Raw genomic sequence first — 22,958 nt, 5'->3', positions numbered from 1 at the left:
TTCGAGATAGAATCGTTTTAGGCGCGGCAAGGAGTATGTAGCCTAGTCATTCTAAGTTAATACTTCTTAACAAAGCATAAAACGATTCTAGCCGAACCCTTCGGGCAGCCTTTGTGGTTCATTTCTACTGCGTTATCGGCTTCTCATGTAGGCTAGCTACACTTCAAAGCCTCTGCCTTGTAGAAATTTCCCACAAAGTGCTGCAAAAATCAGCTCTAAAGGTCAACAGACCCTAGACGTTCACCAGAAACGACACTCATTAAAAAAGGCTCACTAGACGTTATCTAGTGAGCCTTTTTGATTTCTCTGGATTAGCTTTTGGAAGACTTGAGCTTATTAGCCTTCAGAGTTCAGTACGGCATCTAGCTTCGCCATCGAGTCTGAGAAGTAGGGGTTGTAGGTCAAACGCGCATGGTTCTTCCCTTCTTCACGATAGCCCCAAGCTGAGTACCAAACCTCACTGGTTGCATTGCATTGTTCTTCAAACCCTTCTGCCTGACCATTGGAGCAAATCTTCTCGCTACCATTGATTCCGTAATAAGGGTTGTTTGGTGAGAACAGTAAGCCCATGTGAGAGCCGTTCGAGATGCGTTGCTCTGGGATCTTCATGCTGTACTGAACAGCGCGAGGATCCTCGAGAGTCGTCTCTCCTTGCCAAACCAACACATTGTTTGGATTCGGCATAGATTCAATAAAGGCTTGCTGAACGTAGTTGGTGTCAATCACGCTGTCGCCTTCACTCATCATAATAAAAACTGGTTTATCGAAGTGTTTATCTTGTAAGTCACCACGTACGACTTCTGATGTCTCGTAGTAAACCGATGCACCATTCATTGGCAACGAGTTGTAACGCAACACATTGTCTTCAGGATCTTGATCCGCCCAAGTGACAAAGTAGCTTGCTAGTCCCGCGTATTGAACGGCAGACGAGCTCGGTTGAAACGCAGGTGAGAACAGCAGTAACCCAGAGATCTTTGGATCGTTCATCGCCTGTGAAGTCACGAGGTTCGCGCCGGTTGAATAGCCGCCTAGCCAAACAGAATCATACTCTTGCTCAAGTAACTTCGTATGATGAGCCACCACACCTTGCCAATCTTCTAGGCTCGGCTGCATTAAATCACCCACGCGACTGCCGTGACCCGGAAGTAATACGGTTCTCACTAAGTAACCTTGCTCTGCCAAATGGGTAGCGATGTCTTTAAATGAGTAAGGTGAGTCGCCTAATCCATGAACCAATAATACCGCCTTGCCGTTTGGCGAGGTTGGTTGATACTCGGTTGGTGAATTGAGTTGGATCTCGAGTTGCTTGTCTTCCGTCATGAACACGCGGTTTTTCAATAACCAATCTTGTGTGTCATTGACGTAGGCATCAAAGCTGTCTTGCTGATAGCTAGGCAAGTCTGGAGATGTTTCGTAAGCGGGTATCGGTGTCTCGTTGGAACAACCAACGAGACTTAAAGTCGTTAAGGCCAGCAGTGCTAGGAGGGGCTTTCTTTGCATTATGTAATTTTGTCTCTGTTGTGCTTTCACTATGTCTGAAACTAAAGTTTAGGTTACTTTTTGCTTGAAAGATCTTCGTATTCACCTTCAATAACACCGGCATCATTGGTTGATGACTGACGAGTGTTCATATGTGCTGCGAAACCTTGTTTCTTCATTTGATTCTGAATGCGCTTGCCAGTAATTAAAGCTGCAATAGCTAAAGGAATAGCAAGGATCAAGCTTGTGAATAACGCCAAAAGGCCAGTAAACAATGCAACAATCGTAACTAATATATTTTTCATATTCATTCCTCTTTTTCTATGTTGTTACTTTATCGCTTCTATTCTGAACGAAACATGAACGTCGTTAATAAATCTCAGAGAGTCACTATGACACGGATGTGTGCTGTTAGGGAGTTTATATGTAGTCATAATCACGCACTAAAAATATGGAATAAAACTAAGTTAAATAAAATCAATAACTTAAAGGTTGGCACGCTTAATGCTCTATAGGGTTTGGAATAAGTCACTGTAAGCAAAGTACTTACAGTTAATAAAAATTACTGGAGCCCTTATATGTTTTGTATTCAATGTGAACAAACAATTCAAACCCCAACCGTAAAAGGCTGTTCTTTCGCACAAGGCATGTGTGGAAAAACGTCTGAAGTATCCGACCTTCAAGACGTGTTGGTGCATTCTCTTCAAGGTGTTTCTTTTTGGGCCAATTTGGGCCGTGCGTGTGATGTTATTGATACTGAAATCGACGAGTGGGCGCCAAAAGCGTTTTTCGCAACATTAACCAACGTTAACTTCGACCCTGCTCGTATCATTGAATTTGCACAGCAATCTCATGAATTTAAGCAGCGCTTAGAACAACAGGTTCGCGCGGCAGCGACATTGATTGGTTTTGAGATCCCAGCGCTTTCTGCTGCTGCTCAATTCGACCTTCCAACGGACTCTTCAGAGCTATTGGCGCTTGCCCCTCAAGCGGCGGTAAACCGTGGTCACGACTCTCAACACGAAGATGTGATTGGTCTTCGCCTTCTTTGTCTTTACGGGCTAAAAGGTGCAGCAGCTTACATGGAGCACGCACGTGTTCTTGGTCAAACTGACAATGCTATCTTTGCTGAATACCATGAAATCATGGCTTTCCTAGGTACGGATCCATCAGACCTAAAACAACTGTTAGATACGTCTATGCAGATTGGCTTGATGAACTACAAAGTCATGGAAATGCTGGATAAAGGCGAGACAGATACATTTGGTCACCCTCAACCAACAACTGTGAATGTGAAGACGAAGCAAGGTCACTGTATCCTTGTTTCTGGTCACGACCTGCATGATCTAGAAAAGATCCTTCAACAAACTGAAGGCAAGGGCATCAACGTTTACACTAACGGTGAGATGCTACCTGCACACGGTTACCCTGAACTGAACAAGTACCCACATCTTGCGGGTAACTACGGCAGCGCTTGGCAGAACCAGCAAAAAGAATTCGCTAACTTCCCTGGTGCCATCGTAATGACATCTAACTGCTTACTTAACCCAGATGTAGGCTCATACGCTGATCGTCTATTTACACGTAGCATCGTAGGCTGGCCTGGTGTTGATCACCTTGAAGGCGATGATTTCAGTGCGGTAATCGACTGTGCTCTTGCGCAAGAAGGCTTCAAACATGACGAGATCGAGCAAATGATCACTGTCGGTTTTGGTCGTAACGCACTGATGGAAGCGGCACCTGCGGTTATTGAGCAAGTGAAAGAAGGCAACATCAAACACTTCTTCCTAGTCGGTGGTTGTGACGGTGACAAATCTGAACGTAGCTACTACACAGACTTCACAGCTCAAGCGCCAGAAGATTCAGTAATCCTGACATTGGCATGTGGTAAATTCCGTTTCAACAAAAACCAATTCGGTGACATTAACGGTATCCCACGTCTGTTAGATGTTGGCCAATGTAACGATGCTTACTCAGCGATTCAGCTTGCTATCGCACTGTCTCAAGAGTTTGATTGTGGTATCAACGAACTTCCGTTAACGCTAGTTCTATCTTGGTTCGAGCAAAAAGCGATCGTTATCCTGCTTACCCTGTTCGCTCTTGGTGTGAAAGGTATTTACACAGGCCCTACAGCACCTGCGTTCCTAACTGAAAACCTACTTAAGATTATGCAAGACGAGTTCGATATGCGTTCTATTTCAACGCCAGAGCAAGATCTTAAAACAATCTTAGCGGCTTAATTTAAGCCAACTCTAAGCCCCGTTGTTGTGACGTTTTTCTAAAACAGACAACGGCGGGGCTTTTTCGATTTAAATCTTTAGTCATTTAATCATCTAGTTATTAGCAAGGTACACGAACTATGTATGCATGGTCGGATAGCGATTCAATCAATTTAGTGTGTTTAAAGAAATGGCACGAGACGCCGGATACGGTCAGCTTTGAGCTTGGCAGCGTTCCACAAGACTTACATTTCAACTTTAAGCCAGGGCAATTTATTACTCTGGGTTTGGATATGCCGGCGAAAACGGATTACCGTGCCTATTCTGTAGCGTCTTGTCCTGAAGATAACCGCCTGAAGCTGACGGTAAAGCGTGTGGAAGGTGGTTTGGTTTCGAACTTTATTGTTGATGAACTTGATGAAGGTGATGAGGTTTCTGTATTGAAGCCTGCTGGTGCGTTTAACTGTATTGATTGCATGCCAACGACGACAAAAAAAGTAACGTTAGTGAGTGCGGGTTGCGGTATCACTCCTGTGATGGCGATGGCAAAGTATTGGTTGGCTCAAGGCAGTGATATTGAAATCGATTTTGTTCACATGGCACGTAATCGACGCGAGACCATCTACTTTGAAGAGCTTAACCAACTTGATGAGACACACGCTAACTTTAACCTTAAGTTGCTTCTGAAAGACAGTGAAGGAACAACTGCTCCCCAAGGTCGTCTAGACAAGAACTGGTTGGTAACACTCAGCCCAGACATCTTAGACAGAACCGTATACTTGTGTGGGCCGGTTAGCTTTATGCAAGACATAGAGAACTACCTGAAAGAACTTGAGTTCAACATGGATAACTTCTATCAAGAAAGTTTTACTCCCGCGACTCAAAGTAATAATTCACTAGCCAATAGCAATACTGCTTCAGAAGAATTACAAGCAGAAGCGTCTGCAGATTCAAATAGTGCCGTTAAGGTGTTTGTTCCTGCATTTGGCGCAGAAGTAGAAGCGGAGGCGGGTACACCACTCGCTGATTCATTAGAGAAAGCAGGCGTTCCAATTATCATCGCTTGTCGTAGTGGGATTTGTGGTTCGTGTAAGTGTAAAGTAACCAAAGGTTCGGTGGAATCAAGCAGCCAAGAGACATTGACACCGGAACAGATTGAGCAAGGTTATGTACTCGCGTGTTCGAGTGCGATTCAGTCAGATGTTGAGATTGAGTTGTAACAGACGTGAAGTGAAGCTTTCCAAGAGTGACGAGGATAAAGTTCTTGTCATAGCGATAATAGTTAGCTTTCTAGATGTAAAAAGGCCACTTAGATCAGATAGAGAGAGCAGATCTAAGTGGCAACCTTCCTGTTTATACGGGGGAGTAAAACAAGAAGGGTTGCAAAGCCCATTACAGACCTCGCAGATATAATTATTATGTTGTGGAGCTGGTTATCTAAAACTGTTTATAGAATCTAAGGAAGTAATAGAATCTAAGCAATTTACAGGCTCTAAGCAGTTTATACTTCAGGGTAAGTCTTGTAGCGCACACCCATCATTTGTTCCATACAGTGAACAACCTGACAGCTGTAGCCAAACTCGTTGTCGTACCAAATATACAGAACAGCACGGTTGTCTTGTGCGATAGTCGCAACACCGTCAACCACGCCTGGGTGGCGAGAGCCAACCAAGTCCGTCGATACAATCTCAGTCGAGTCTGTGTAATCAATTTGTGCAGATAGAGAAGAAGACAGCGCCATTTCACGCAGGTACTCGTTCAATTCTTCTTTGCTTGTGCCTTTCTCAAGGTTTAGGTTTGCTACTGCCATTGAAACATTTGGCGTAGGTACGCGAATCGCATTACCTGTTAGCTTACCTTCCATTTCTGGCATCGCTTTTGATACCGCTTTAGCAGCACCAGTCGATGTCAGAACCATGTTCAATGATGCAGCACGACCACGACGGTCGCCTGAGTGGAAGTTATCGATTAGGTTTTGGTCATTGGTAAATGAGTGAACCGTTTCAATGTGACCAGAAAGTACGCCGAATTTGTCGTGAACCGCTTTCAATACTGGCGTGATTGCGTTTGTCGTACAGCTTGCAGCAGAGATGATTGTGTCTTCTGGTTGAATGACATTCTCGTTCACACCAAATACGACGTTCTTGATGTCGCCTTTGCCTGGCGCAGTCAGTAGTACTTTCTTCGCACCGTTACACGCAACGTGTTGGCTTAGGCCTTCAGCGTCACGCCATACACCTGTGTTATCAACCACAAGTGCATTTTCAATACCGTAAGTCGTGTAATCCACTTCTTCTGGCTTGTTTGCGTAGATAACTTGAATGAAGTTGCCGTTTACGATGATTGCTTTACGTTCTTGGTCAACTACGATGCTACCGTTGAACTGGCCGTGAACAGAGTCACGACGAAGTAGGCTAGCACGTTTTTCTAGGTCGCCGTCTTTGCCACCACGTACAACGATTGCACGTAAACGAAGTGGGTAACCTGGGCCACTTTTCTCGATCAATAGACGAGTTAGCAGTCGGCCAATACGACCAAAACCGTACAATACAACGTCACGAGGTTCTGTCATTGCATCGCCTTGAAGCGATTCTACAAGTGCAGTTTGTAGAAAATCATCCAAACCGTGAGTGTCTTCGCGATCTTGCCAGAATGCGTGGGCAAGGCGACCAACATCGATACGACATGGAGATAAGTCCATAGAGAGAAGGTGTTGAATGATTGGTTGAGTCTGTTCTGCTGTAAGAGGAGAACCAGTGTAACGTTTTGCGATACGGTGAGCTTTGATGATGTCGATAGTTGTCGCGTTAACCAGGGTCTTGCCGAAGAGGATAACTTCTACGCCTTTTTGACGGTATAACTGACCTAAAGTTGGAGCGATGGATTCAGCAATAGTTTGACTAGTTTGCCAGTCTAGGAGGTGCTTTTCGGGACTCATCTTTACTCGGGACCTTTCACGTTAAGTTTCTGCATTCATGGCGGTTGTAGGGAAGCCAATCAGCATAGGGGATTTGAGGCATCAGGCTGTGGTCTTTATTGCCACTTAAATGTGCTTGATATGCCTTGTGTGCAACTTGTAATTTTTATGTGGCAGGATTGTAAGGTACGACGGGTTATTCTGCTAGGAAAAATAAATGCAGACAAATTATCTGTAAGTTGGCTTTATATTAGCCATAAATCAAGTTTTCAGAGTCGATAAAGGCTATTGACTTTAACAATCTGTAGCACTTATTTTTCGCCAAAAAATACTCAAATCAAAATATTATATGTAATAACAGTCATAGTGATCATTAAAGGTGTGATCGTTAGCTCAAGTTACACGTAAACAGTAAACGACAAATAAGGTGATTAATGCGCTTTCTTGTTCAACCTTTGAATACGCCGAATTCGAGTGCGAAAAGTGCATGACGCAAACGATTGGATCTCACAAATTTCACTTAACTTCGGTGTTTGTTGGTTTATAGAGTCATTACTCCCAACCTTGTGGAGCCGAGAAGCGTGGCCGTTTGCTTATTATGCGAGTGATAATAACTGGATAAAGTTTGCTTCGTTAAACTTCACTTGTTCATACCTCGTTTGTATACAGCTCTCTCATCTATACTCCTCCTGTTTAAACATCTTGTGTCTAGAGCTCGCGTGTTTAAAGCGCACTTGTTTAAAGCATATTTGTTTTAACTCTATCTGTTTAAGTAACAGCCCCCCTTTAAAGCCTAAACATGGAGGTAAGTTGATCATAATTTACCGTTCTGGGCTCAGAGTATCGTTTGTTCATATCCAATTTGATCAATAAGTCCTGTTAATGTCCTATTCTTAACTTGGGCTAGGTAAAATTACTTTCGGGAAGGGAGTCGTTATAAAAATGATAAACATGTCAATTAGATGGCGTCTTATATTTCTTTCCACGGTTTCTGTATTCATCATGTTTGGTTTTACAGTCAATGAAGTGCTCAAGAACGATAAGAAGATGAATCACCTTGAAACAACTCGTATTAAGGTTGAAGCGCTTCAATCTTTTAATACCGTTTCAAGCGATGCTTATCGATGGTTGGTTCTGTCTAATGACTCTCCAGAGAAAGAGCTGCTGCTTTTAAAGCTGCAATCAGAACTGGATAGACTGACTCAGTATGGAATGCGACTTCAACGGTTCGACAGCAATTGGAGTATTGACCCTCAGTTAGCTGAATTGAAAAAGTTGTTGATGATCCTAGCTAGTACACCTGAAACGACAGACAGCAGAAAATTGACAGAGCGCGCTTTCGACTTGTTAAAAGACGTGCTGATGGAGCTGTCGGAATATCGCATGGCTTTAGTCGATGGCAATATTGGTCAAGCGGAAGCGATGTTTATCAATCTTACGCATTATGTGTTTTGGACTCAGAGAGAAGCGTGGTTAAGCTTCAGTTTGTATCGCTCGCCCGAGCTAAGAAATCAATATTTATTGAGCTATGTAGGTGCGCTAGAGAGGCAGCAACAGTTGCTTGATACATTTTTCCGCTCTGATACTCGTTCACCTGAAATTAGGCAACTGCTAAACGCGGTCGCCAAAGATGATTTTCAAGACAAATTTATATCTCGAATCCTCAAAGGGGACTTTTCATCACCCGAAATATATCAACACTTGAAAAGCTTAGAGGTTAAAAAACGGGCTATTTCAAACGCGATTGGCGCTTACACCAATCAAATACAGTTTGAACTGACCAAGAATATCGCGTTGCAGAAAAGGCAAACCTTGGTCATGACGTTGCTTATACTCATCGCTTCTGGTGTTTTGATGTGGCTTGGGGTTGCGACATCTCTGCGCTTAAACAGAAACCTGTCGATTATCTTGAAAGGTGTGTCGGAATGCGCTGATAGCTACGGCCAGCCAAAGGTGATTCGTATCCAAGGGAACGATGAGCTTGCCGAGTTCACTGAAACCCTAAATCGAGTGATGGAACGCAACTATCTGCACAACAAAGAGTTGATAACAGCAAAAGAAGACGCGATTTCGGCTAACAAAGCCAAAAGCGCATTCTTAGCAAATATGTCACATGAAATACGCACGCCACTTAACGGGATCATTGGCATGGCTGAGATCTTATCTCAAAGCCAACTGAGCCCAAATCAACAAGAAGTACTGGGGGATATCGAATCGTCCTCTCACTCTTTACTGGTGCTGCTGAATGACATACTCGACCTGTCTAAAATCGAGTCGGGTAACTTGATGTTGTCACCACACAATGCTGATTTGCGAGAAGCGGTTTATGACTCTGTGAGTGTGATTCAGTCGAAAGCGATAAGTAAGGATATTGAGCTCGACATCAATATCGATTATCAAACGCCGTCACAACTGTTTTTCGATGAGTACCGCGTGAGACAGGTGCTGACCAATCTGCTTTCTAATGCCATCAAATTTACGTCTAAGGGCACAATTACAACTGACATTGCTTATACACCTATGTCTATGGGCAGGGGCAAGCTTGAATGCAGCGTGTCTGATACCGGGATTGGGATTGAGCCCGAGAAGTTAGAGTCCATATTTGAACCTTTCACTCAAGAAGATGGCAGCATTACCCGTCAATTTGGCGGTACGGGGTTAGGGCTTGCGATTTGTCGACAGCTTGTTGATTTGATGGGTGGTTACATTACCGCGCGTTCAGTGAAAGGAGAGGGCTCTACATTCACTTTTTGTTTGTATGTCGATGTTGTAGAAGCGCCTGTTCAAACTTTCGATAACCTGAGCCGAGCGACCATCATCTCGAACTCTTTCAATTACCTCGATCAGCTCGTTAAAGAGTGTGAGCGTTTGAATGTTCGAGCCAATGTGGTGTCATCCATTGCTGCCCTTAGTGAAAGTGTAAAAGAAAGTGACTTCATACTTTATTGTCATACCTTGCACCACTCTATGGAAAAAGATCTTGCGACGTTGAAGGTGATATATCCTCTTGCTCGCGTCATCGTTTGTCAGCATCACCTATTTAAAACCAACCTAATCAGAGAAACGGTCCACTCGACTCATACCTTGCCATTCTTGGGCCGACGTTTCTTAACCAGCTTACAATCTCTCGATGTGGGCGAAGAGCAAACGCCTCAAGTGGAAGCAAAAGATGAAGAAGTTCGCTCTCTGAATCGACGCATTTTGATCGTTGAAGACAATCTGATGAATCAAAAAATAGCGAGCTTCTTCCTTGAGCAAGCGGGTTATGAATATTTGATTGCCAGTAATGGCCAAGAAGCGGTGGATGTCATCACCCAGGGTGCTCAGTTTGATGCAGTCTTAATGGACTGCATGATGCCTGTTATGGATGGCATAACGGCGACTCGTGCGATACGTCAGTGGGAAGCCGATCAACAAGCCGCACCATTACCCATCATAGCTTTAACCGCCAGTGTTCTAGAAGAAGACATCAAAGATTGTTTTGAAGCCGGTATGAACGCCTACTTACCTAAACCCTATAAATCTCACCAGCTGTACGATCTTTTCAGTAGCCTTGATATTGTCTAGGGCTCCCGTATCAAGGCTAGCGCGGCGCTACTTAACGAACTTCCAATCCAAGGTTGTATTGTGCAAGGCAACGACCGACATAGCTGATGTTCAGCAAGGCTGCGACTAAGATGGTGCTGATGTGGGCGACGATTTGAATTGGCAGTGAGAAGTGATCGGCCATTGGATAAGCAACAATAATACTGAGAAGCATAAGCAAGGTTGTGATAGCTAGACTGAAGTTTGAAACAGAAAGCAGAGTTTGAAAGCGTTGAGTCATCGTCTTCATATTGAATTCCTAATTGCTATTAATAATTATGATACTTGTTATTAATATCAATTAGCGTTCCAGTTTTAATTTACATTTAAAATCATAATCTTATGTAATTTCGCTTGTTTTTAGAGTCTAAGTGACACGTGCGAATTGCAAGTCTTTATGACTTGATCGTGTTTCTTTACCATTGTCTAAACCCACAAGTATCGATGTGGAATCGAACACCTGAATATAAACCAAGCCCAACATTATTTTTTTGCCCGAATTCCGAATGAATATTTTTAAGTTTCACGTGTAGATCTTCGCGAGTAATGTCATTTGCAGGCACTAGGTCTAAGGCACAAAACTCTAAGTGCTTACTTCGCAGTGCACCACCAGCTTGTTGATTGTAGATATCGGTTCGCTCTCCAGATACTGGTATAACAACACCGATTTCAGGCTCAATATATTGTTGTATGTACTTCAGGGTATTGATCATGTTTGGCACATGTTTCTTATTTGGGAGGGTAAACAAGGTTGTATTACTCATTGCCCAATCCGTCCCTTGCAATAGAACGAGATGCAGAGGCATGCTCTGAGTAACGCCATTGTCCTTGAGTTGTTGTCCGATTGCTCTCACTTGGTCTTGAGCGTGATTGAGGAGCATCCAACCTCGAAATGCTGATCGGGTCGGAACCTTGTAGCCATGAACATCGACCACGAGATCGTCATAAGTGATTTCGGTTTCTTCGGTATAAAGTTTCTCAAATTTTTCAGGGTAAGGTTGTGTCGTTGATAACGCCAAGGTTATCAGAATACTTCCGTACATAAAGTCTCTCCATCGCTAGTGTACACTCGTTATTTAGTTTGATACTGCTGTTGAGTTTCATTCATTTTGCTTAGGTACGCTTAAGCCTAGACGGTTAGGTTTAGATGCTTAAGTATAGACGCTGGAGTTTAGGTAAAAAAAACCCACTACTAAGAGTGGGTTACTAACATTGTTACAAGTAAATTAGCGAGGTTAGATTACTTCTTACCTTGGATTTGCTTGTCTTCTTCTGTCAGTTCACGAATGCGACGGCTGATGTCACGGCGAGCTTTAGAAATCTCAGCGCTCTTGATGATGTGGTCATCAACACGGTCTTCGTAGTCAGCTTTCATATTTTTGATAATGCCTAGGATCTCGTCGTGGGTCATCTCTGGCTTGATGTAATCAAGTAGGTTATCAAGAAGGTCGACACGCTTACGGTTGTCACGAACTTTCTTTTCGTTGTCTAAAAGTTCACGCTTAAGTTTGTTCTTACGTCGTGCTTGGTTAACAATTTCAAATACGCTGCTCATAGATTCCTTTTCCTATTCGTCAAATACGTTGTCTGCTTCTGATTAAAGCACATCAATTGATGATGTAACAGTCTTTAGATCAAAGCAAAAGTAAGGTTGTTTAATTATTCGTCACTCTCGCTGATGTGTGATTGTTTTTATCTTACCGTTCAAGTTAGTATCCCATGTAGATACTGCATTGATACGAAATGTGAAATGAATCAACAACAATTGGAAAACGAAGAATTGGACGAGAATGTCACTGAATCTTCAGCAGAACAAAACAAGCTTCGTGATGCGTATGTACAAGAGCGTACTTATTTGGAAGTCGTGGAAATAGAGCTAAACCGTTCTAAGATCATAATGATTGATGAACAGGGCAGAAAGAAACGAGTACCAATTTTGTCTGAACACTAGTTACTGCATTGTTAGGTGTTGAGATGGAATTATCAAAATAATAAAAAGGAAAAACGATGAACACAGTACTTTCCCCAATTGAAGCGAGAATTATCGGTTGTTTGATCGAGAAAGAAGTCACTACTCCCGATCATTACCCACTGACACTGAACAGTTTAACCACGGCATGCAATCAAAAGAGTAACCGTGAACCTGTTCTCTCTCTTTCTGAGTCAGATGTTTTAGATGCAGTTGATGGTTTAATCGGACGTCGCATGGTGAGTGATGAGAGCAGCTTCAATAGCCGTGTTAATAAGTATCAGCATCGTTTCTGCAACACTGAGTTCGGCGATCTGCAATTTACAGAGCAAGAGCGTGCAATCATCTGCTGTATGTTACTGCGCGGTGCGCAAACACCCGGTGAACTTCGTACTCGAACGGGTCGCCTTGCAAACTTTAGTGATGTGAAAGAAGTAGAAGCAACATTAGACAAACTCGCTGCAAGAGAAGCAGGTGCCTTGGTTGTGAAGCTGCCACGCGAAGCGGGTAAACGTGAATCACGCTACCAGCATTTGTTGAGCGGTGAAGTGGACGTTGAAGCGTTTGCGATGGCATCAGTAAGCGCGGCTGCCCCCTCTGCAACGAGTGAAAAGTTTGAAGAGCTTGAGTCTGAAGTTGCAAGCCTACGAGCAGAAGTGGCAGAGCTTAAGGCTCTGGTTGAATCACTGCTTTAAATGTCAGATGCTGATAAAAATGCGGATTGGGTCGTGTACTTGATCCGCAATCGTCACAATGCCCTTTATTGTGGCGTGACGAACAATCTAGAACGTCGATTTGAACAACATCAAACCGGTAAAGGCGCCAAAGCTTTAAAAGGTAAAGGCCCACTTAAGCTGGTTTGGAGCTTTGGTGTTGGCTCAAAAAGTGAGGCGTTGAAAACCGAATACGCGATCAAGCAGTTGCCCAAATCCCGCAAAGAAAAACTGGTATCACTCAAACTGATTATTGAGTGGCAAAAAGACAAAATTCAATATATCGAAGTCTCATAATTCATAGCTAAAATGTTTGTTATTGATTAAATCTTAATAGTGTAAGGAGCTATATCGGCTCTAGCTAAGCTTATGAATTTAAATGGTAATTACTCTTACCGTGAATGGGCTGAAATCATAATTTAACTCGATGTTCTTAATCTCCATTCCAAATTAACATATTGCTCATTTAGAATGTCGTTCTAATTAGTGTTAGACGCTATCATTTATCATCGTTGTCCTACATAATATCCATTAGCCATACAAAGAGATGGTGTCATGCTAGGTTAAAAAATGAGCCAAAGTAGCTCATATAAAACGAGAAAAATATGAAACGTTTACTGATGTTGTTTGGACTTGCCGTATTTTCTGCGTCCGCTCTCTCCCATGGTACTCATGTCCTCAATGGGTACTGGGAATACCAAGATTATCTTTCCAAGTTTCCAGAACAAAAAATATTGACCGATAAAATGGTCGAAGCAGTGCAAAACCATCCTGTGCCATTGAGGCGACCTCAAGATCGACCTATCACGATCTCGGTTGTGTATCCGGGCCAACAGATCTCCGACTACTGGGTTCGTAATATTCAAGCTTTTGAGAAGCGTCTCGATAGGCTGAAGATCCGCTACCAAATAAATCAAGTATTTACCCGTATTAATGCCGATCTCGCGCAGCAGAGTATTTCGTTGCAAGAAGCGATTGAAAACAAGACGGATTATTTGATTTTCACGCTAGATACCACGCGCCACCGCAAGTTTATCGAGCACGTGTTGACCTCTACAGACACCAAACTGATTCTTCAAAATATCACGACGCCAGTGCGAGCTTGGGCAGATAGACAGCCATTTATGTATGTGGGTTTTGACCATGCGACAGGCAGTTTAAAACTGGCGGACTATTTTAAACAAGTAAGTCCGCCAGACAGTAAGTATTCTGTTTTGTATTACTCACAAGGCTATATCAGTGATGCGCGTGGAGATACTTTTATCCATGAAGTGAATACGGATACCAACTTTACCCTTAAGTCTTCGTTTTACACAAAATCAAACAAAGACAGTGGCTACCAAGCGGCTAAAATCAGCATAGAGAACGATAAGGATCTAGACTTTATCTATGCATGTTCAACGGATGTCGCTCTCGGTGCAATGGAAGCGATTCGTGAATCGGGCCAAGACATCTTAGTGAATGGTTGGGGAGGCGGCTCGGCTGAACTTGAAGCCATTGCAAGGGGCGACCTAGATGTTACTGTCATGCGTATGAACGACGATACAGGCATTGCAATGGCAGAGGCGATCAAGTGGGATCTAGCCGGTTTGGAAGTGCCTACCGTTTACTCTGGTGAATTTGAAATTGTCACCAAGGAAGATTCCCCAGAACGTATTTCAGAACTTAAACAGCGAGCATTTAGGTACTCAGGTCACTAATGAAGAAAAGTTACGCCAGTACACCTAGAAACACTTTAGCTAGACTCATTACGCGTATCGTTATTTTGGTGATAGGCGTGATGGCACTTGGCGTGCTTATTCATAATTATGAAACCAGCAGTAATATCGTACAGCAAGAGACGAATCGAACGGTACAGCAAACCTCAAGCCTGATCCAAAACATGTTTGATTATCGTTTGTCGGTGCTGCAAATCCATCAAGACAGTAGCTCACACAGTGAAACTCTCAGAGAGTATTTTGATACGGGTAATGACGAGACTCTGAGCTACTTTTTCTTTGGTGTTGACCAACGTGAACCGGATCATGCACCAGATTTACGCTTTGTCTCAACCCACGATGGTTTGGCTTGGGAAGACGGCAACAGTCAATTTTATGGTTTGGATGAGTCCAACTTAAAGCATATTTCTGATGAGGTTTCGTTCAGCAGTAATTGGCATTTTATTAAACTGAGGACAGATATAGGTAAGCGTCACTTGTTGGCTCGCCGTACCCCTATTGTTGATAACGCTACTGGGGAAGTCCTTGGTCAACTCTATATCGCCATTGTGCTTGACAACAACTTCTCTTTGGCTGAGTCAATCCAACAGGGCAGTAATAGCGAAAATATCGTGATTGAAGCGCACGGTACACCGGTGACATCGACATTCAGTGGTGATGAAAGCTACACCATTACTGACATCCTCAATTACCAAATGTACGAACAGTTGCCGCGTCATTTCGTTACCATCGCAACCATTAAGATTAGTGCTGTTGAAACTCCTTTAATCATTCGAGCTGTTCAAAAAAATAATAATTTCATTGCGTTAGAAGAGAATTATCAGCGTGCGATCATCGTGGTGATTGTGGTGATCATATTGATGTCTTTTTTTGCTCGAACTTGGATTCAAAAGAGAGTCTCAGCCGAGCTTGATAAGCTAATGGACTTTACTCGTTCGGCAAGTGCTAGCGAAGAGTACAACAAGTTCGATGGCTCTAACATTTTCGAATTTCATCATATTGGTTGTACTCTTGAAGACACCTTTGAGCGCTTATCTGAACAGAATCAAAAATTCCAAGATCTCTTTAACTTTGCTCATTCGCCTATCTTAGTTTGGTCTGAAAAAGGCGATTTGATTCAGATGAACCCCGCCGCTCGCATGGCGTTGTTCGATGCTGATGACAATTATGGTCCAATTGCCCAAGAGTTTGAGCAGCGAATGCTGCCTAATATTCAAATGGTGGTTCAGGGTTCTAAACTGACGGGTATTAACGTACCCATTGGTGAAAAGGTGTTTCGTTGGAACATGTCTGCTATTCGCGTGGAACACGGCATCACAGGAGTGGTGGTACAAGGGCAAGATATTACTAAGCTAATCGAGGCGGAAAGACAGGCTGATCGAGCAAGAGAAGAAGCTGAGCATCTTGCGAATGTGCGAGCAGACTTCTTAGCTAAGATGAGTCATGAGATTCGCACGCCGCTCAACGGTATTCTCGGTGTGTCTCAGCTGCTCAAGCGCTCTATGCACAATGAAGATAATCGCGAGCAGGTGGATGTACTGTGTAATAGTGCGGAACATTTACTGGCGGTACTTAACGATATCTTGGACTTCTCAAAGATTGAGCAAGGGCAGTTTAATATTCAAAAGAAAGACTTCCGTTTAGGGGAGTTAGTTAATACCTTAGACAGTATCTATCGACCGCTGTGTGAAGATAAATCCGTCGAATTTACCATTGTGAATCACTTGGTTGATGACATTGAAATCAATACCGACCAAGTACGCCTCAATCAGATCATGTTTAATCTGTTGAGTAATGCTTTTAAATTCACTCATCAAGGCGGTATCTCCGTCAGCTTTGAGCTCGAGAGTATCTTTAACTCCGATCACGCCAGCTTGATCGTTCGAGTGAAAGATTCTGGCATTGGTATTGATGAAAGCAAAATTGATGCTGTTTTTGAACCCTTTGTTCAAGCCGAAGAGACCACCACTCGTGAATATGGTGGCACTGGTTTAGGACTTACAATTGTAAAAAATCTGGTCGATATGCTGGAAGGGGACATTCAAGTCCGCAGCGTGATAGGTCAAGGCTCAGAGTTCACGATAGAAATTCCTGTAGTCGTACACGCCAAGCCGCTATTAGTCGATGCTAAGCAACAAGCTGAGGTTGAGCCAGAGGCGTTGTTTAGTCGACCTTTGAATGTGTTGCTGGTGGAAGACAATCACACCAACGCCTTTATTGCTCAGGCTTTCTGTAAGAAATATGGCATGGTCGTCACCTGGGTAAAAGATGGCTTAGAAGCGATTGAGATGGCTAAGACGATTACCTATGACTTGATCTTGATGGATAACCAACTCCCTAATCTCGGTGGTGTTGAAACCACTCAGCAGTTAAGAGGTGAGATTGGTGTGTCAGCCCCTATTTATGCGTGTACCGCTGATGCTCAAGAGTCAACTAGAGACAGCTTTATGGCCGCAGGGGCGAATTATGTGATTGTAAAGCCGATTAAAGAAGAGTCGCTCCACCAAGCGTTTGTTCATTTCAAAAACTCATACTGGAATGACACAGAGCACTAGGCTTTAACTTAGTGCTCTTTAATGGAGTCTGTTGAAGAGAAGTAACTAATTTTCTGCCTTTATATCGAGCCAGCGACAAAGGCTTGTTCCAATAGCAGCGTTTTCAACTCATCACTCATATCTAGGTGTTCAGGGAATTGGATACCTAGCAGCCAGCCTTGTCTTTGCCTTTTCTTACTTACCACCTTGTAGACAAGATCGTCATCTAAGTACTCATTTAAGTCAGAATTGACTTTTATCTTCCAGCCGACATCAATATCTGATTGCTGGGTAAGATAGATACCGCACCCTGACGCTGAAAAGTCGACTAGTGTGGCATCCAGCGACAAGGTATCAAAAGTGACTTCACAGCTGAGACGTACTTTATACCTTTCGTGTTCACGAATAGGCTTGCTTGCAAAGTTTGAGGGTGGGCGAAGGAAGATTAGATGTGCTGGAGAGGTGATATGAGCCAGTACATTGGTTTTGAACGCGACAATGTGCCCAAGTTCGGTGTCGGTAATCGCACGAACAATAATATCAACGTTTGTGAGCTTTCTCAGCGTCAGTGCTTCTGTCGCTTTTTGCGTAAGCTCTAGGATGAGGTACTGATCTTCTTTGTGTCCGATATAAAGTGTACTGATCTGGATTGAGTCGTCTGGGCCAAATTCCAATACACCTGCTGTTTTTGTACCTGGCTTTAGGTATCTGAACAGTTCTAAGTTTTTATCTTTATGCATATTCGTTACTGAACAATGTTAATCGTTTGATAAAATAATATAACGCCCTGATAAAACTATGTCATTAGTTTCATTGAAGTAATTAGCAGCGTACAACAAAAAAGTGAATCGCTATCTCAAGTAAACAACGGCTTACTCTTGTCGTAAAACAAGATACACTGCTGACAGATATATACTTGATGGAGAAATAGTAAATGGAACTGGAAACCTTATTGAATACTCTGGCTGAAACCCCAGAGGCCGTGCAATTTGAAGATACAATGCAAGTGATCGAAGCTCACTATGATTTTTCTGAGCGCGAATTTCGCAATGGTGAGGTAGTGAACGCTGCAGGGCAGAATAATGGTTCGTGTAAGATTTTTGCTTTTGGTTTAGAGCAAGGCCTATCAGCAGAGCAAACACTTGCTTGTTTTGGTCAATTTTATCGTAACGACGTGCTAGGTTTTCCTGAGAACAGCGACCATCAAAATATTCGTAACTTTATGGTTCATGGCTGGAATGGTATCCAGTTTTCTCAGCCTGCGCTGGTTGCAAAAGTGAAGTAGACACTAACCAGGTAACGATTAGGTCGAAATTTAATCTCAGTATTTTGAAGCGAGAAAACAACCTCTCGCTTTTTTTGTCTATGTTGAACTGGCTAGTAACTTGCTATCCAGTAACTTACTAAATGGGCTCTAAACTACTGAACGGGCAGGGCAGACAAGCATTTACGGCACAGACATACTCCAGCCTTTGGAATATCGCTAGTATCTCGTTTTTCTAACTCAAAACACCAACACGTCTCTTTGCCCGCACTGATATCGCATTGAGCTGGCTCATTACACTGTGGACATTGGTGAGTCGAACTCGCGCCACTAAGATTATCCATAACCGACGTTTGCTCTTCTTCAGATAAGCCTTTCCAACCTATAATTTCATCCATTGTTCGAAAGCAGCCACTACACATTCCGCCATTATTTTTACAAGCCGCTCGGCAAGGTGTTTTCATTTCTCTAACCTGTGATTCATTTGGGCTGAAATGTAGCATATTTGTTTCTTCTTGAAGAGCCGTTAAGCTAAGAAATTACTCAGTTAAATTTAGAAATGACCTCGTAATTTTTAGGCTTTTCATGTAGCATCTCGCCCCTTTTGTTGAGTGGGGGATATTATGTTTATTGGATTTGATTATGGAACAGCGAACTGTTCTGTCGCGGCGATGGTTAATGGAGAGCCAAGCCTGTTACCGCTAGAAGGTAACAACCACTATATTCCCTCAACCGTGTTTGCGCCTACTCGTGAGAGTGTTTCTGAACATCTATTCCGCCACTTGAATATCAAGCCGAGTGATGCGATCGGTGAGCAAGTACTACGACGTGCGATTGCGCTGAACAGAGAAGAGAGTATCGACTTAGTGCCAGAAGACATGGCATTTGGTCAGGCTGCGTTGGACTTATATTTAGAAGACCCTCGCGATGTTTATTATGTTAAGTCCCCTAAATCTTTCCTTGGCGCGAGTGGACTGCATGATGTGCAGGTGAGCTTTTTCGAAGATTTAGTGTGCGCCATGATGGCAAATATCAAGAATCAAGCCGAACTCACGACTCAAGAGCAGATCAAGCAAGCTGTTATCGGCCGACCAATTAACTTCCACGGTCGAGGTGGTGAAGAGGCGAACAGACAAGCTGAAGACATACTGTCTCGCGCAGCTAAGCGTGCCGGTTTCCTTGATATCGCTTTTCAATTTGAGCCCGTAGCCGCAGGCCTTGATTACGAAAGCACATTAACTGAAAACCAAACAGTATTGGTTGTTGATATTGGCGGTGGTACCACCGATTGCTCATTATTAGAAATGGGACCAACGTGGTCTGGTAAAGCGGATCGTACCCAGAGCTTGTTGGCACACAGTGGGCAAAGGGTAGGGGGGAATGACCTCGATATCTATCTTGCATTCAAACAACTGATGTCACCTTTTGGTATGGGCAGCAAAGGCATTTCGGGTATTGATATGCCACTGACTCAATTCTGGAACCCAATTGCGATTAATAATGTTGAAGCTCAAAAGAACTTCTATTCAAGAGAAAACCTAGCGGCATTAAAATTACTTCGTAAAGAAGCGTCAGAGCCTCAAAAGCTAGAACGTTTGATGAAGGTTTATCACGACACTTTGGGTTACGGTATTGTGCGTAGAGCGGAAGAGGCCAAGATTGCGCTGGCAGAATCCCCTCAATATCGTGCTGCGATTAATGTTGCCTCTGAACTGGTCGAGGTAGATATCTCAGTCGAACAGATGGTTGAAGCGATTGAAACACCAAAGTCTAAGATGATTGAGTTGGTTAAAGAAGCGATTCAACAAGGCCAGAAAAAGCCAGACGTAATCTACATGACGGGTGGTTCCGCTCGTTCACCGATACTGCGTGAAGCCGTACAACAAGCTGTGCCGAATGTACCGATTGTGAGTGGTAATTACTTCGGTTCAGTAACTGCAGGTTTAGCTCGTTGGGCTGAGGTTTGCTTCAAATAAGAGTTCAATGATGAGTTATGAAGGGCAACCAGTCGCTGATTGGTTGCCCTTTTTTTGTTTTTCTCTAATGAACTTTCTATTGAACGATTTTTCCTAGCTCATATTGGGATTTGTTTCACAAAGCTAAATATTTCAGCTGAGCTCTACGTGTTACAAAATGTTTCAAAGGCAAAGGCGAGCCTCTCGATGGTCTGATGAGTTACCTTGGGTTTAGATTTTTAATGCTTTTTTAGTGATTATAAAATCAAAAATAATCAAAGTATTTATCTCAAAGAATGAAAGGAGACCCCAGAAATTGTCGTGTTAATCAACTGTTTTAAAAGGTATTTTTGTTTTTTATAGTGCGATTTTTTTTATTTTATATATTTTAATGCAACTTTTTTGTCATTCGTATATTAGTGTTTGCCTACTTGTTAAATGCAGGTAACAACTTCTCCGTAAGCACGAGGTTGTTAGTGAATAACTCACCCAGTTACATAATGGATATGACAATGAATAAGAAACTTTTAGCGCTAGCAATTTCTGGTGCAGTATTTGGTACACAGGCAGTTGCAGTAGAACTTTACAACGAAGACGGCACAACATTCTCTGTTGGTGGTCACGTATCAGTTGCAGTTGGTGACGTAAACAGCGATGACCGTATCAGCGAAGACGATATCGGTGTTGAGTCAGTTTCTCCACGTATCAACTTCGGCGCAACTCACGATCTTGGTAATGGCTTTACAGCTGATGCTAAAGGCGAATGGGCGCTAAACATGCTTGACGGCGGCGACGAGTCATTCACAACTCGTCTTGGCTACATTGGTCTAACTCATGAAGACTTCGGTCGTGGTGTTGTTGGTACTCAATGGGCGCCATACTACAACGTTGCTGGTGTTGCAGATATGCCAATCGCATTCGCGAATGACTTCATCTACGACGATCACGGTAACCTAGGTACTGGTCGTGGCGAAGAGATGGTGAGTTACGGCAATGCTATCGATTTTGGTAACGCTGGTTCTCTAAACGTAGGTGTTGCATGGCAAGGCCGCAAGACTGATAAAGTTTCAGATACAAACACAAACAAATACGGTAACCGTGCTCAAATTGCATTGAACTACGCAATTGCTGATTTCACAGCAAACTACGCATACAACACTGGTGACGTTACATTTGGTAACATTGGCGGTGGTTCTAAAACTGCTGATTCTAACGTAGTGAGTGCTACTTACGGTTCTTACGGTTCTGAAGGTCTATTCTTAGCTGGTGTTTATGCTATGAATAACTACATGAACTCAAGCGCTGGTGTTGCTTTAGAAGAGACAGTTGCAGTTGAATTACTTGCTTCTTACGCACTTTCTAACAGTCTGAACTTAAGCGTTAACTACGAAGCGGTAGAAGACGACAAGAACAGCGAAACTGTATACAGCACTTCAGCTCTACAAGCTGAATACAACTTCACATCTCAGTTCGTAGGCTTTGCTGGTTACCAGTTCGACCTACAAGGTTCTGGCGTGTACAAAGAAAAAGCTGATGACCAGTGGCTACTTGGTGCTCGTTACTACCTATAAGTCGCAGACTTATTTATCATAGTGTTTACTCCTTAAGTTTACCTTTTAGGATACTGTCCTAGACACCATGCTAAGCCCTCTCAAGCCTTTGGTTTGAGAGGGCTTCTTTCGTTTTAATGCTCTTCAAATTTAACTGCCTACTTTAGTTTCATTTTCTCTAATTTATGTAAGCCGATGACTCTATTCCTGCTGGGTCGGTCGAGGTATACACCGATATTTACCTAAAAGCATTCAAATCAATGAATTGAGCTCAAGATCAGAATTTAGAGATCGGTAATCATCTTGTCGAAGACTCTCATTTTATGATGCGCTAAACTCTGTTCTCTAAAAATAGTTCAGGGATAAACTATGAGCAGCGTTGTAGATCAGAAACAATTGATGAAGTCGAAACGAACAGCAACCCCAACAAAAGTACTGTGTGTTGGGCGTAACTATGTCGATCACATTGAAGAACTTAACAATGCGATTCCTGACTCTATGGTGGTGTTTAATAAACCAAGCACCAGCGTGACTTCCTCTCTTTCTTCGTTTCATCAAGAAGCGCTGCACTACGAAGCAGAGATCTGTTTTATTGTTGAAAACGGTGAATACTCTGCTGTGGGATTCGGCTTAGACCTTACCAAGCGTGAGTTGCAAAGCAGTTTAAAAGCCAAAGGTTTACCTTGGGAGCGTGCCAAAGCCTTTGATGGTTCCGCTGTCTTTAGTCGCTTTGTTCCCGTTGATAATTTTGATCTCTCTGACTTAAACCTAGAATTATTTATTAACTGTGTTCGTGTTCAGAAAGGACATGTTGAGCAGATGCTTTACTCTCCAAAAACTATCCTAGAAGAGCTGTCTTCTTATACCACCTTACTAGACGGCGATGTTGTGATGACAGGTACGCCAAAAGGTGTTGGGGCCGTACATCGAGGCGATATCTTCCTTGGTCGCCTAAAGTGTGGCGATACGACATTGATTGAGATCGAATGGGTAGCAAGTTAATTAGTCTTTTCTATTTAGTTAATAAATTGGCTTTGTCGCTTAATGTTGGTTTT

At 43.0% G+C, this 22,958-nt stretch carries 20 protein-coding genes; 12 read left to right on the top strand and 8 right to left on the bottom strand.

Features of this window, described 5'->3' with window-relative positions; genetic code table 11:
* Positions 1-336: 336 nt before the first annotated feature.
* Together A136_RS05840 and A136_RS05835 are read right to left on the bottom strand one after the other, a co-directional pair.
* Positions 337-1,500, bottom strand: coding sequence for an alpha/beta hydrolase (locus tag A136_RS05840; RefSeq protein ID WP_017064855.1), 1,164 nt, complete (start codon positions 1,498-1,500; stop codon positions 337-339).
* A 53-nt stretch (positions 1,501-1,553) separates the two neighbouring features.
* Positions 1,554-1,784 carry a hypothetical protein gene (locus A136_RS05835; RefSeq protein WP_017061777.1) on the bottom strand — a complete coding sequence of 77 codons (231 nt, stop codon included), beginning with the start codon at positions 1,782-1,784 and terminating at the stop codon, positions 1,554-1,556.
* A 273-nt stretch (positions 1,785-2,057) separates the two neighbouring features.
* On the opposite strand from A136_RS05835, the gene hcp reads away from it, so the two are divergent.
* Together hcp and A136_RS05825 are read left to right on the top strand one after the other, a co-directional pair.
* Positions 2,058-3,719, top strand: coding sequence for a hydroxylamine reductase (gene hcp / locus A136_RS05830; protein WP_017064854.1), 1,662 nt, complete (start codon positions 2,058-2,060; stop codon positions 3,717-3,719).
* Between the two features lie 119 nt (positions 3,720-3,838).
* Complete coding sequence (locus tag A136_RS05825) at positions 3,839-4,918, top strand: hybrid-cluster NAD(P)-dependent oxidoreductase (RefSeq protein ID WP_017064853.1); 1,080 nt, start codon at positions 3,839-3,841, stop codon at positions 4,916-4,918.
* A gap of 281 nt (positions 4,919-5,199) precedes the next feature.
* Here the strand turns inward: A136_RS05825 and A136_RS05820 are convergent, their stop codons facing one another.
* Entirely contained in the window at positions 5,200-6,636 is a 1,437-nt protein-coding gene (locus A136_RS05820) for a glyceraldehyde-3-phosphate dehydrogenase (protein WP_017064852.1), read from the bottom strand.
* Between the two features lie 981 nt (positions 6,637-7,617).
* On the opposite strand from A136_RS05820, the gene A136_RS05815 reads away from it, so the two are divergent.
* Positions 7,618-10,182 carry an ATP-binding protein gene (locus tag A136_RS05815; protein WP_017064851.1) on the top strand — a complete coding sequence of 855 codons (2,565 nt, stop codon included), beginning with the start codon at positions 7,618-7,620 and terminating at the stop codon, positions 10,180-10,182.
* Positions 10,183-10,213: 31 nt separating this feature from the next.
* On the opposite strand, the gene A136_RS05810 is transcribed toward A136_RS05815, so the two are convergent.
* The 3 genes from A136_RS05810 to A136_RS05800 all read right to left on the bottom strand — a co-directional run bounded on the left by A136_RS05810 (position 10,214) and on the right by A136_RS05800 (position 11,755).
* On the bottom strand, positions 10,214-10,450 hold the full coding sequence (locus tag A136_RS05810) for a hypothetical protein (RefSeq protein WP_017061772.1): 237 nt from the start codon (positions 10,448-10,450) through the stop codon (positions 10,214-10,216).
* A gap of 166 nt (positions 10,451-10,616) precedes the next feature.
* A complete protein-coding gene (locus A136_RS05805; RefSeq protein WP_017064850.1) occupies positions 10,617-11,243 on the bottom strand; it encodes a D-Ala-D-Ala carboxypeptidase family metallohydrolase in 627 nt (208 codons plus the stop codon).
* 197 nt (positions 11,244-11,440) lie between these two features.
* Positions 11,441-11,755 carry a DUF496 family protein gene (locus A136_RS05800; protein WP_004742367.1) on the bottom strand — a complete coding sequence of 105 codons (315 nt, stop codon included), beginning with the start codon at positions 11,753-11,755 and terminating at the stop codon, positions 11,441-11,443.
* 195 nt (positions 11,756-11,950) lie between these two features.
* Between A136_RS05800 and A136_RS05795 the strand changes: the two genes are divergently transcribed.
* The 5 genes from A136_RS05795 to luxQ all read left to right on the top strand — a co-directional run bounded on the left by A136_RS05795 (position 11,951) and on the right by luxQ (position 17,155).
* On the top strand, positions 11,951-12,151 hold the full coding sequence (locus tag A136_RS05795) for a hypothetical protein (RefSeq protein WP_017061770.1): 201 nt from the start codon (positions 11,951-11,953) through the stop codon (positions 12,149-12,151).
* A 56-nt stretch (positions 12,152-12,207) separates the two neighbouring features.
* On the top strand, positions 12,208-12,864 hold the full coding sequence (locus tag A136_RS05790; RefSeq protein WP_017061769.1) for a YceH family protein: 657 nt from the start codon (positions 12,208-12,210) through the stop codon (positions 12,862-12,864).
* Positions 12,865-13,179 (top strand): GIY-YIG nuclease family protein, encoded by a 315-nt coding sequence (locus A136_RS05785; protein WP_017061768.1) that lies wholly within the window; start codon positions 12,865-12,867, stop codon positions 13,177-13,179.
* A gap of 308 nt (positions 13,180-13,487) precedes the next feature.
* Complete coding sequence (locus A136_RS05780) at positions 13,488-14,582, top strand: autoinducer 2-binding periplasmic protein LuxP (protein WP_017064849.1); 1,095 nt, start codon at positions 13,488-13,490, stop codon at positions 14,580-14,582.
* Positions 14,582-17,155: a quorum-sensing autoinducer 2 sensor kinase/phosphatase LuxQ gene (gene luxQ, locus A136_RS05775; protein ID WP_029235262.1), complete on the top strand. Its 2,574-nt coding sequence runs from the start codon at positions 14,582-14,584 to the stop codon at positions 17,153-17,155. Before A136_RS05780 ends, luxQ begins: the two co-directional genes overlap by 1 nt.
* Before the next feature lie 59 nt (positions 17,156-17,214).
* On the opposite strand, the gene A136_RS05770 is transcribed toward luxQ, so the two are convergent.
* Entirely contained in the window at positions 17,215-17,874 is a 660-nt protein-coding gene (locus A136_RS05770; protein ID WP_017064847.1) for a PilZ domain-containing protein, read from the bottom strand.
* Positions 17,875-18,068: 194 nt separating this feature from the next.
* Between A136_RS05770 and A136_RS05765 the strand changes: the two genes are divergently transcribed.
* The gene (locus tag A136_RS05765; RefSeq protein ID WP_017061764.1) at positions 18,069-18,419 is read left to right on the top strand and encodes a HopJ type III effector protein; all 351 of its coding nucleotides are present in this window, start codon (positions 18,069-18,071) and stop codon (positions 18,417-18,419) included.
* Positions 18,420-18,553: 134 nt separating this feature from the next.
* On the opposite strand, the gene A136_RS22150 is transcribed toward A136_RS05765, so the two are convergent.
* Positions 18,554-18,862 (bottom strand): DUF1289 domain-containing protein, encoded by a 309-nt coding sequence (locus tag A136_RS22150; protein ID WP_081326290.1) that lies wholly within the window; start codon positions 18,860-18,862, stop codon positions 18,554-18,556.
* 159 nt (positions 18,863-19,021) lie between these two features.
* Between A136_RS22150 and yegD the strand changes: the two genes are divergently transcribed.
* From yegD to A136_RS05750, 3 genes are all read left to right on the top strand, one after another.
* Positions 19,022-20,374 (top strand): molecular chaperone, encoded by a 1,353-nt coding sequence (gene yegD, locus A136_RS05760; protein ID WP_017064846.1) that lies wholly within the window; start codon positions 19,022-19,024, stop codon positions 20,372-20,374.
* Positions 20,375-20,865: 491 nt separating this feature from the next.
* On the top strand, positions 20,866-21,924 hold the full coding sequence (locus A136_RS05755) for a porin (RefSeq protein ID WP_017064845.1): 1,059 nt from the start codon (positions 20,866-20,868) through the stop codon (positions 21,922-21,924).
* A gap of 348 nt (positions 21,925-22,272) precedes the next feature.
* The gene (locus tag A136_RS05750) at positions 22,273-22,905 is read left to right on the top strand and encodes a fumarylacetoacetate hydrolase family protein (protein ID WP_017064844.1); all 633 of its coding nucleotides are present in this window, start codon (positions 22,273-22,275) and stop codon (positions 22,903-22,905) included.
* Positions 22,906-22,958: the final 53 nt, after the last annotated feature.

Origin of the sequence: Vibrio crassostreae 9ZC13 (genome assembly GCF_000272045.2) — a bacterium.
GTDB lineage: Bacteria > Pseudomonadota > Gammaproteobacteria > Enterobacterales > Vibrionaceae > Vibrio > Vibrio crassostreae_C.
This window is presented reverse-complemented; position numbering and strand designations above follow the sequence as displayed.

Bases quoted from the DNA above. Each gene is read 5' to 3' on its own strand.
- A136_RS05800 (WP_004742367.1), bottom strand. From the start codon at position 11,755: ATGAGCAGCGTATTTGAAATTGTTAACCAAGCACGACGTAAGAACAAA.
- A136_RS05785 (WP_017061768.1), top strand. From the start codon at position 12,865: ATGTCAGATGCTGATAAAAATGCGGATTGGGTCGTGTACTTGATCCGC.
- A136_RS22150 (WP_081326290.1), bottom strand. From the start codon at position 18,862: ATGAAAACACCTTGCCGAGCGGCTTGTAAAAATAATGGCGGAATGTGT.
- A136_RS05795 (WP_017061770.1), top strand. From the start codon at position 11,951: ATGAATCAACAACAATTGGAAAACGAAGAATTGGACGAGAATGTCACT.
- hcp (WP_017064854.1), top strand. From the start codon at position 2,058: ATGTTTTGTATTCAATGTGAACAAACAATTCAAACCCCAACCGTAAAA.
- A136_RS05805 (WP_017064850.1), bottom strand. From the start codon at position 11,243: ATGTACGGAAGTATTCTGATAACCTTGGCGTTATCAACGACACAACCT.
- A136_RS05810 (WP_017061772.1), bottom strand. From the start codon at position 10,450: ATGAAGACGATGACTCAACGCTTTCAAACTCTGCTTTCTGTTTCAAAC.
- A136_RS05765 (WP_017061764.1), top strand. From the start codon at position 18,069: ATGGAACTGGAAACCTTATTGAATACTCTGGCTGAAACCCCAGAGGCC.
- yegD (WP_017064846.1), top strand. From the start codon at position 19,022: ATGTTTATTGGATTTGATTATGGAACAGCGAACTGTTCTGTCGCGGCG.
- A136_RS05770 (WP_017064847.1), bottom strand. From the start codon at position 17,874: ATGCATAAAGATAAAAACTTAGAACTGTTCAGATACCTAAAGCCAGGT.
- luxQ (WP_029235262.1), top strand. From the start codon at position 14,582: ATGAAGAAAAGTTACGCCAGTACACCTAGAAACACTTTAGCTAGACTC.
- A136_RS05780 (WP_017064849.1), top strand. From the start codon at position 13,488: ATGAAACGTTTACTGATGTTGTTTGGACTTGCCGTATTTTCTGCGTCC.
- A136_RS05750 (WP_017064844.1), top strand. From the start codon at position 22,273: ATGAGCAGCGTTGTAGATCAGAAACAATTGATGAAGTCGAAACGAACA.
- A136_RS05790 (WP_017061769.1), top strand. From the start codon at position 12,208: ATGAACACAGTACTTTCCCCAATTGAAGCGAGAATTATCGGTTGTTTG.
- A136_RS05815 (WP_017064851.1), top strand. From the start codon at position 7,618: ATGTTTGGTTTTACAGTCAATGAAGTGCTCAAGAACGATAAGAAGATG.
- A136_RS05825 (WP_017064853.1), top strand. From the start codon at position 3,839: ATGTATGCATGGTCGGATAGCGATTCAATCAATTTAGTGTGTTTAAAG.
- A136_RS05820 (WP_017064852.1), bottom strand. From the start codon at position 6,636: ATGAGTCCCGAAAAGCACCTCCTAGACTGGCAAACTAGTCAAACTATT.
- A136_RS05755 (WP_017064845.1), top strand. From the start codon at position 20,866: ATGAATAAGAAACTTTTAGCGCTAGCAATTTCTGGTGCAGTATTTGGT.
- A136_RS05840 (WP_017064855.1), bottom strand. From the start codon at position 1,500: ATGCAAAGAAAGCCCCTCCTAGCACTGCTGGCCTTAACGACTTTAAGT.
- A136_RS05835 (WP_017061777.1), bottom strand. From the start codon at position 1,784: ATGAAAAATATATTAGTTACGATTGTTGCATTGTTTACTGGCCTTTTG.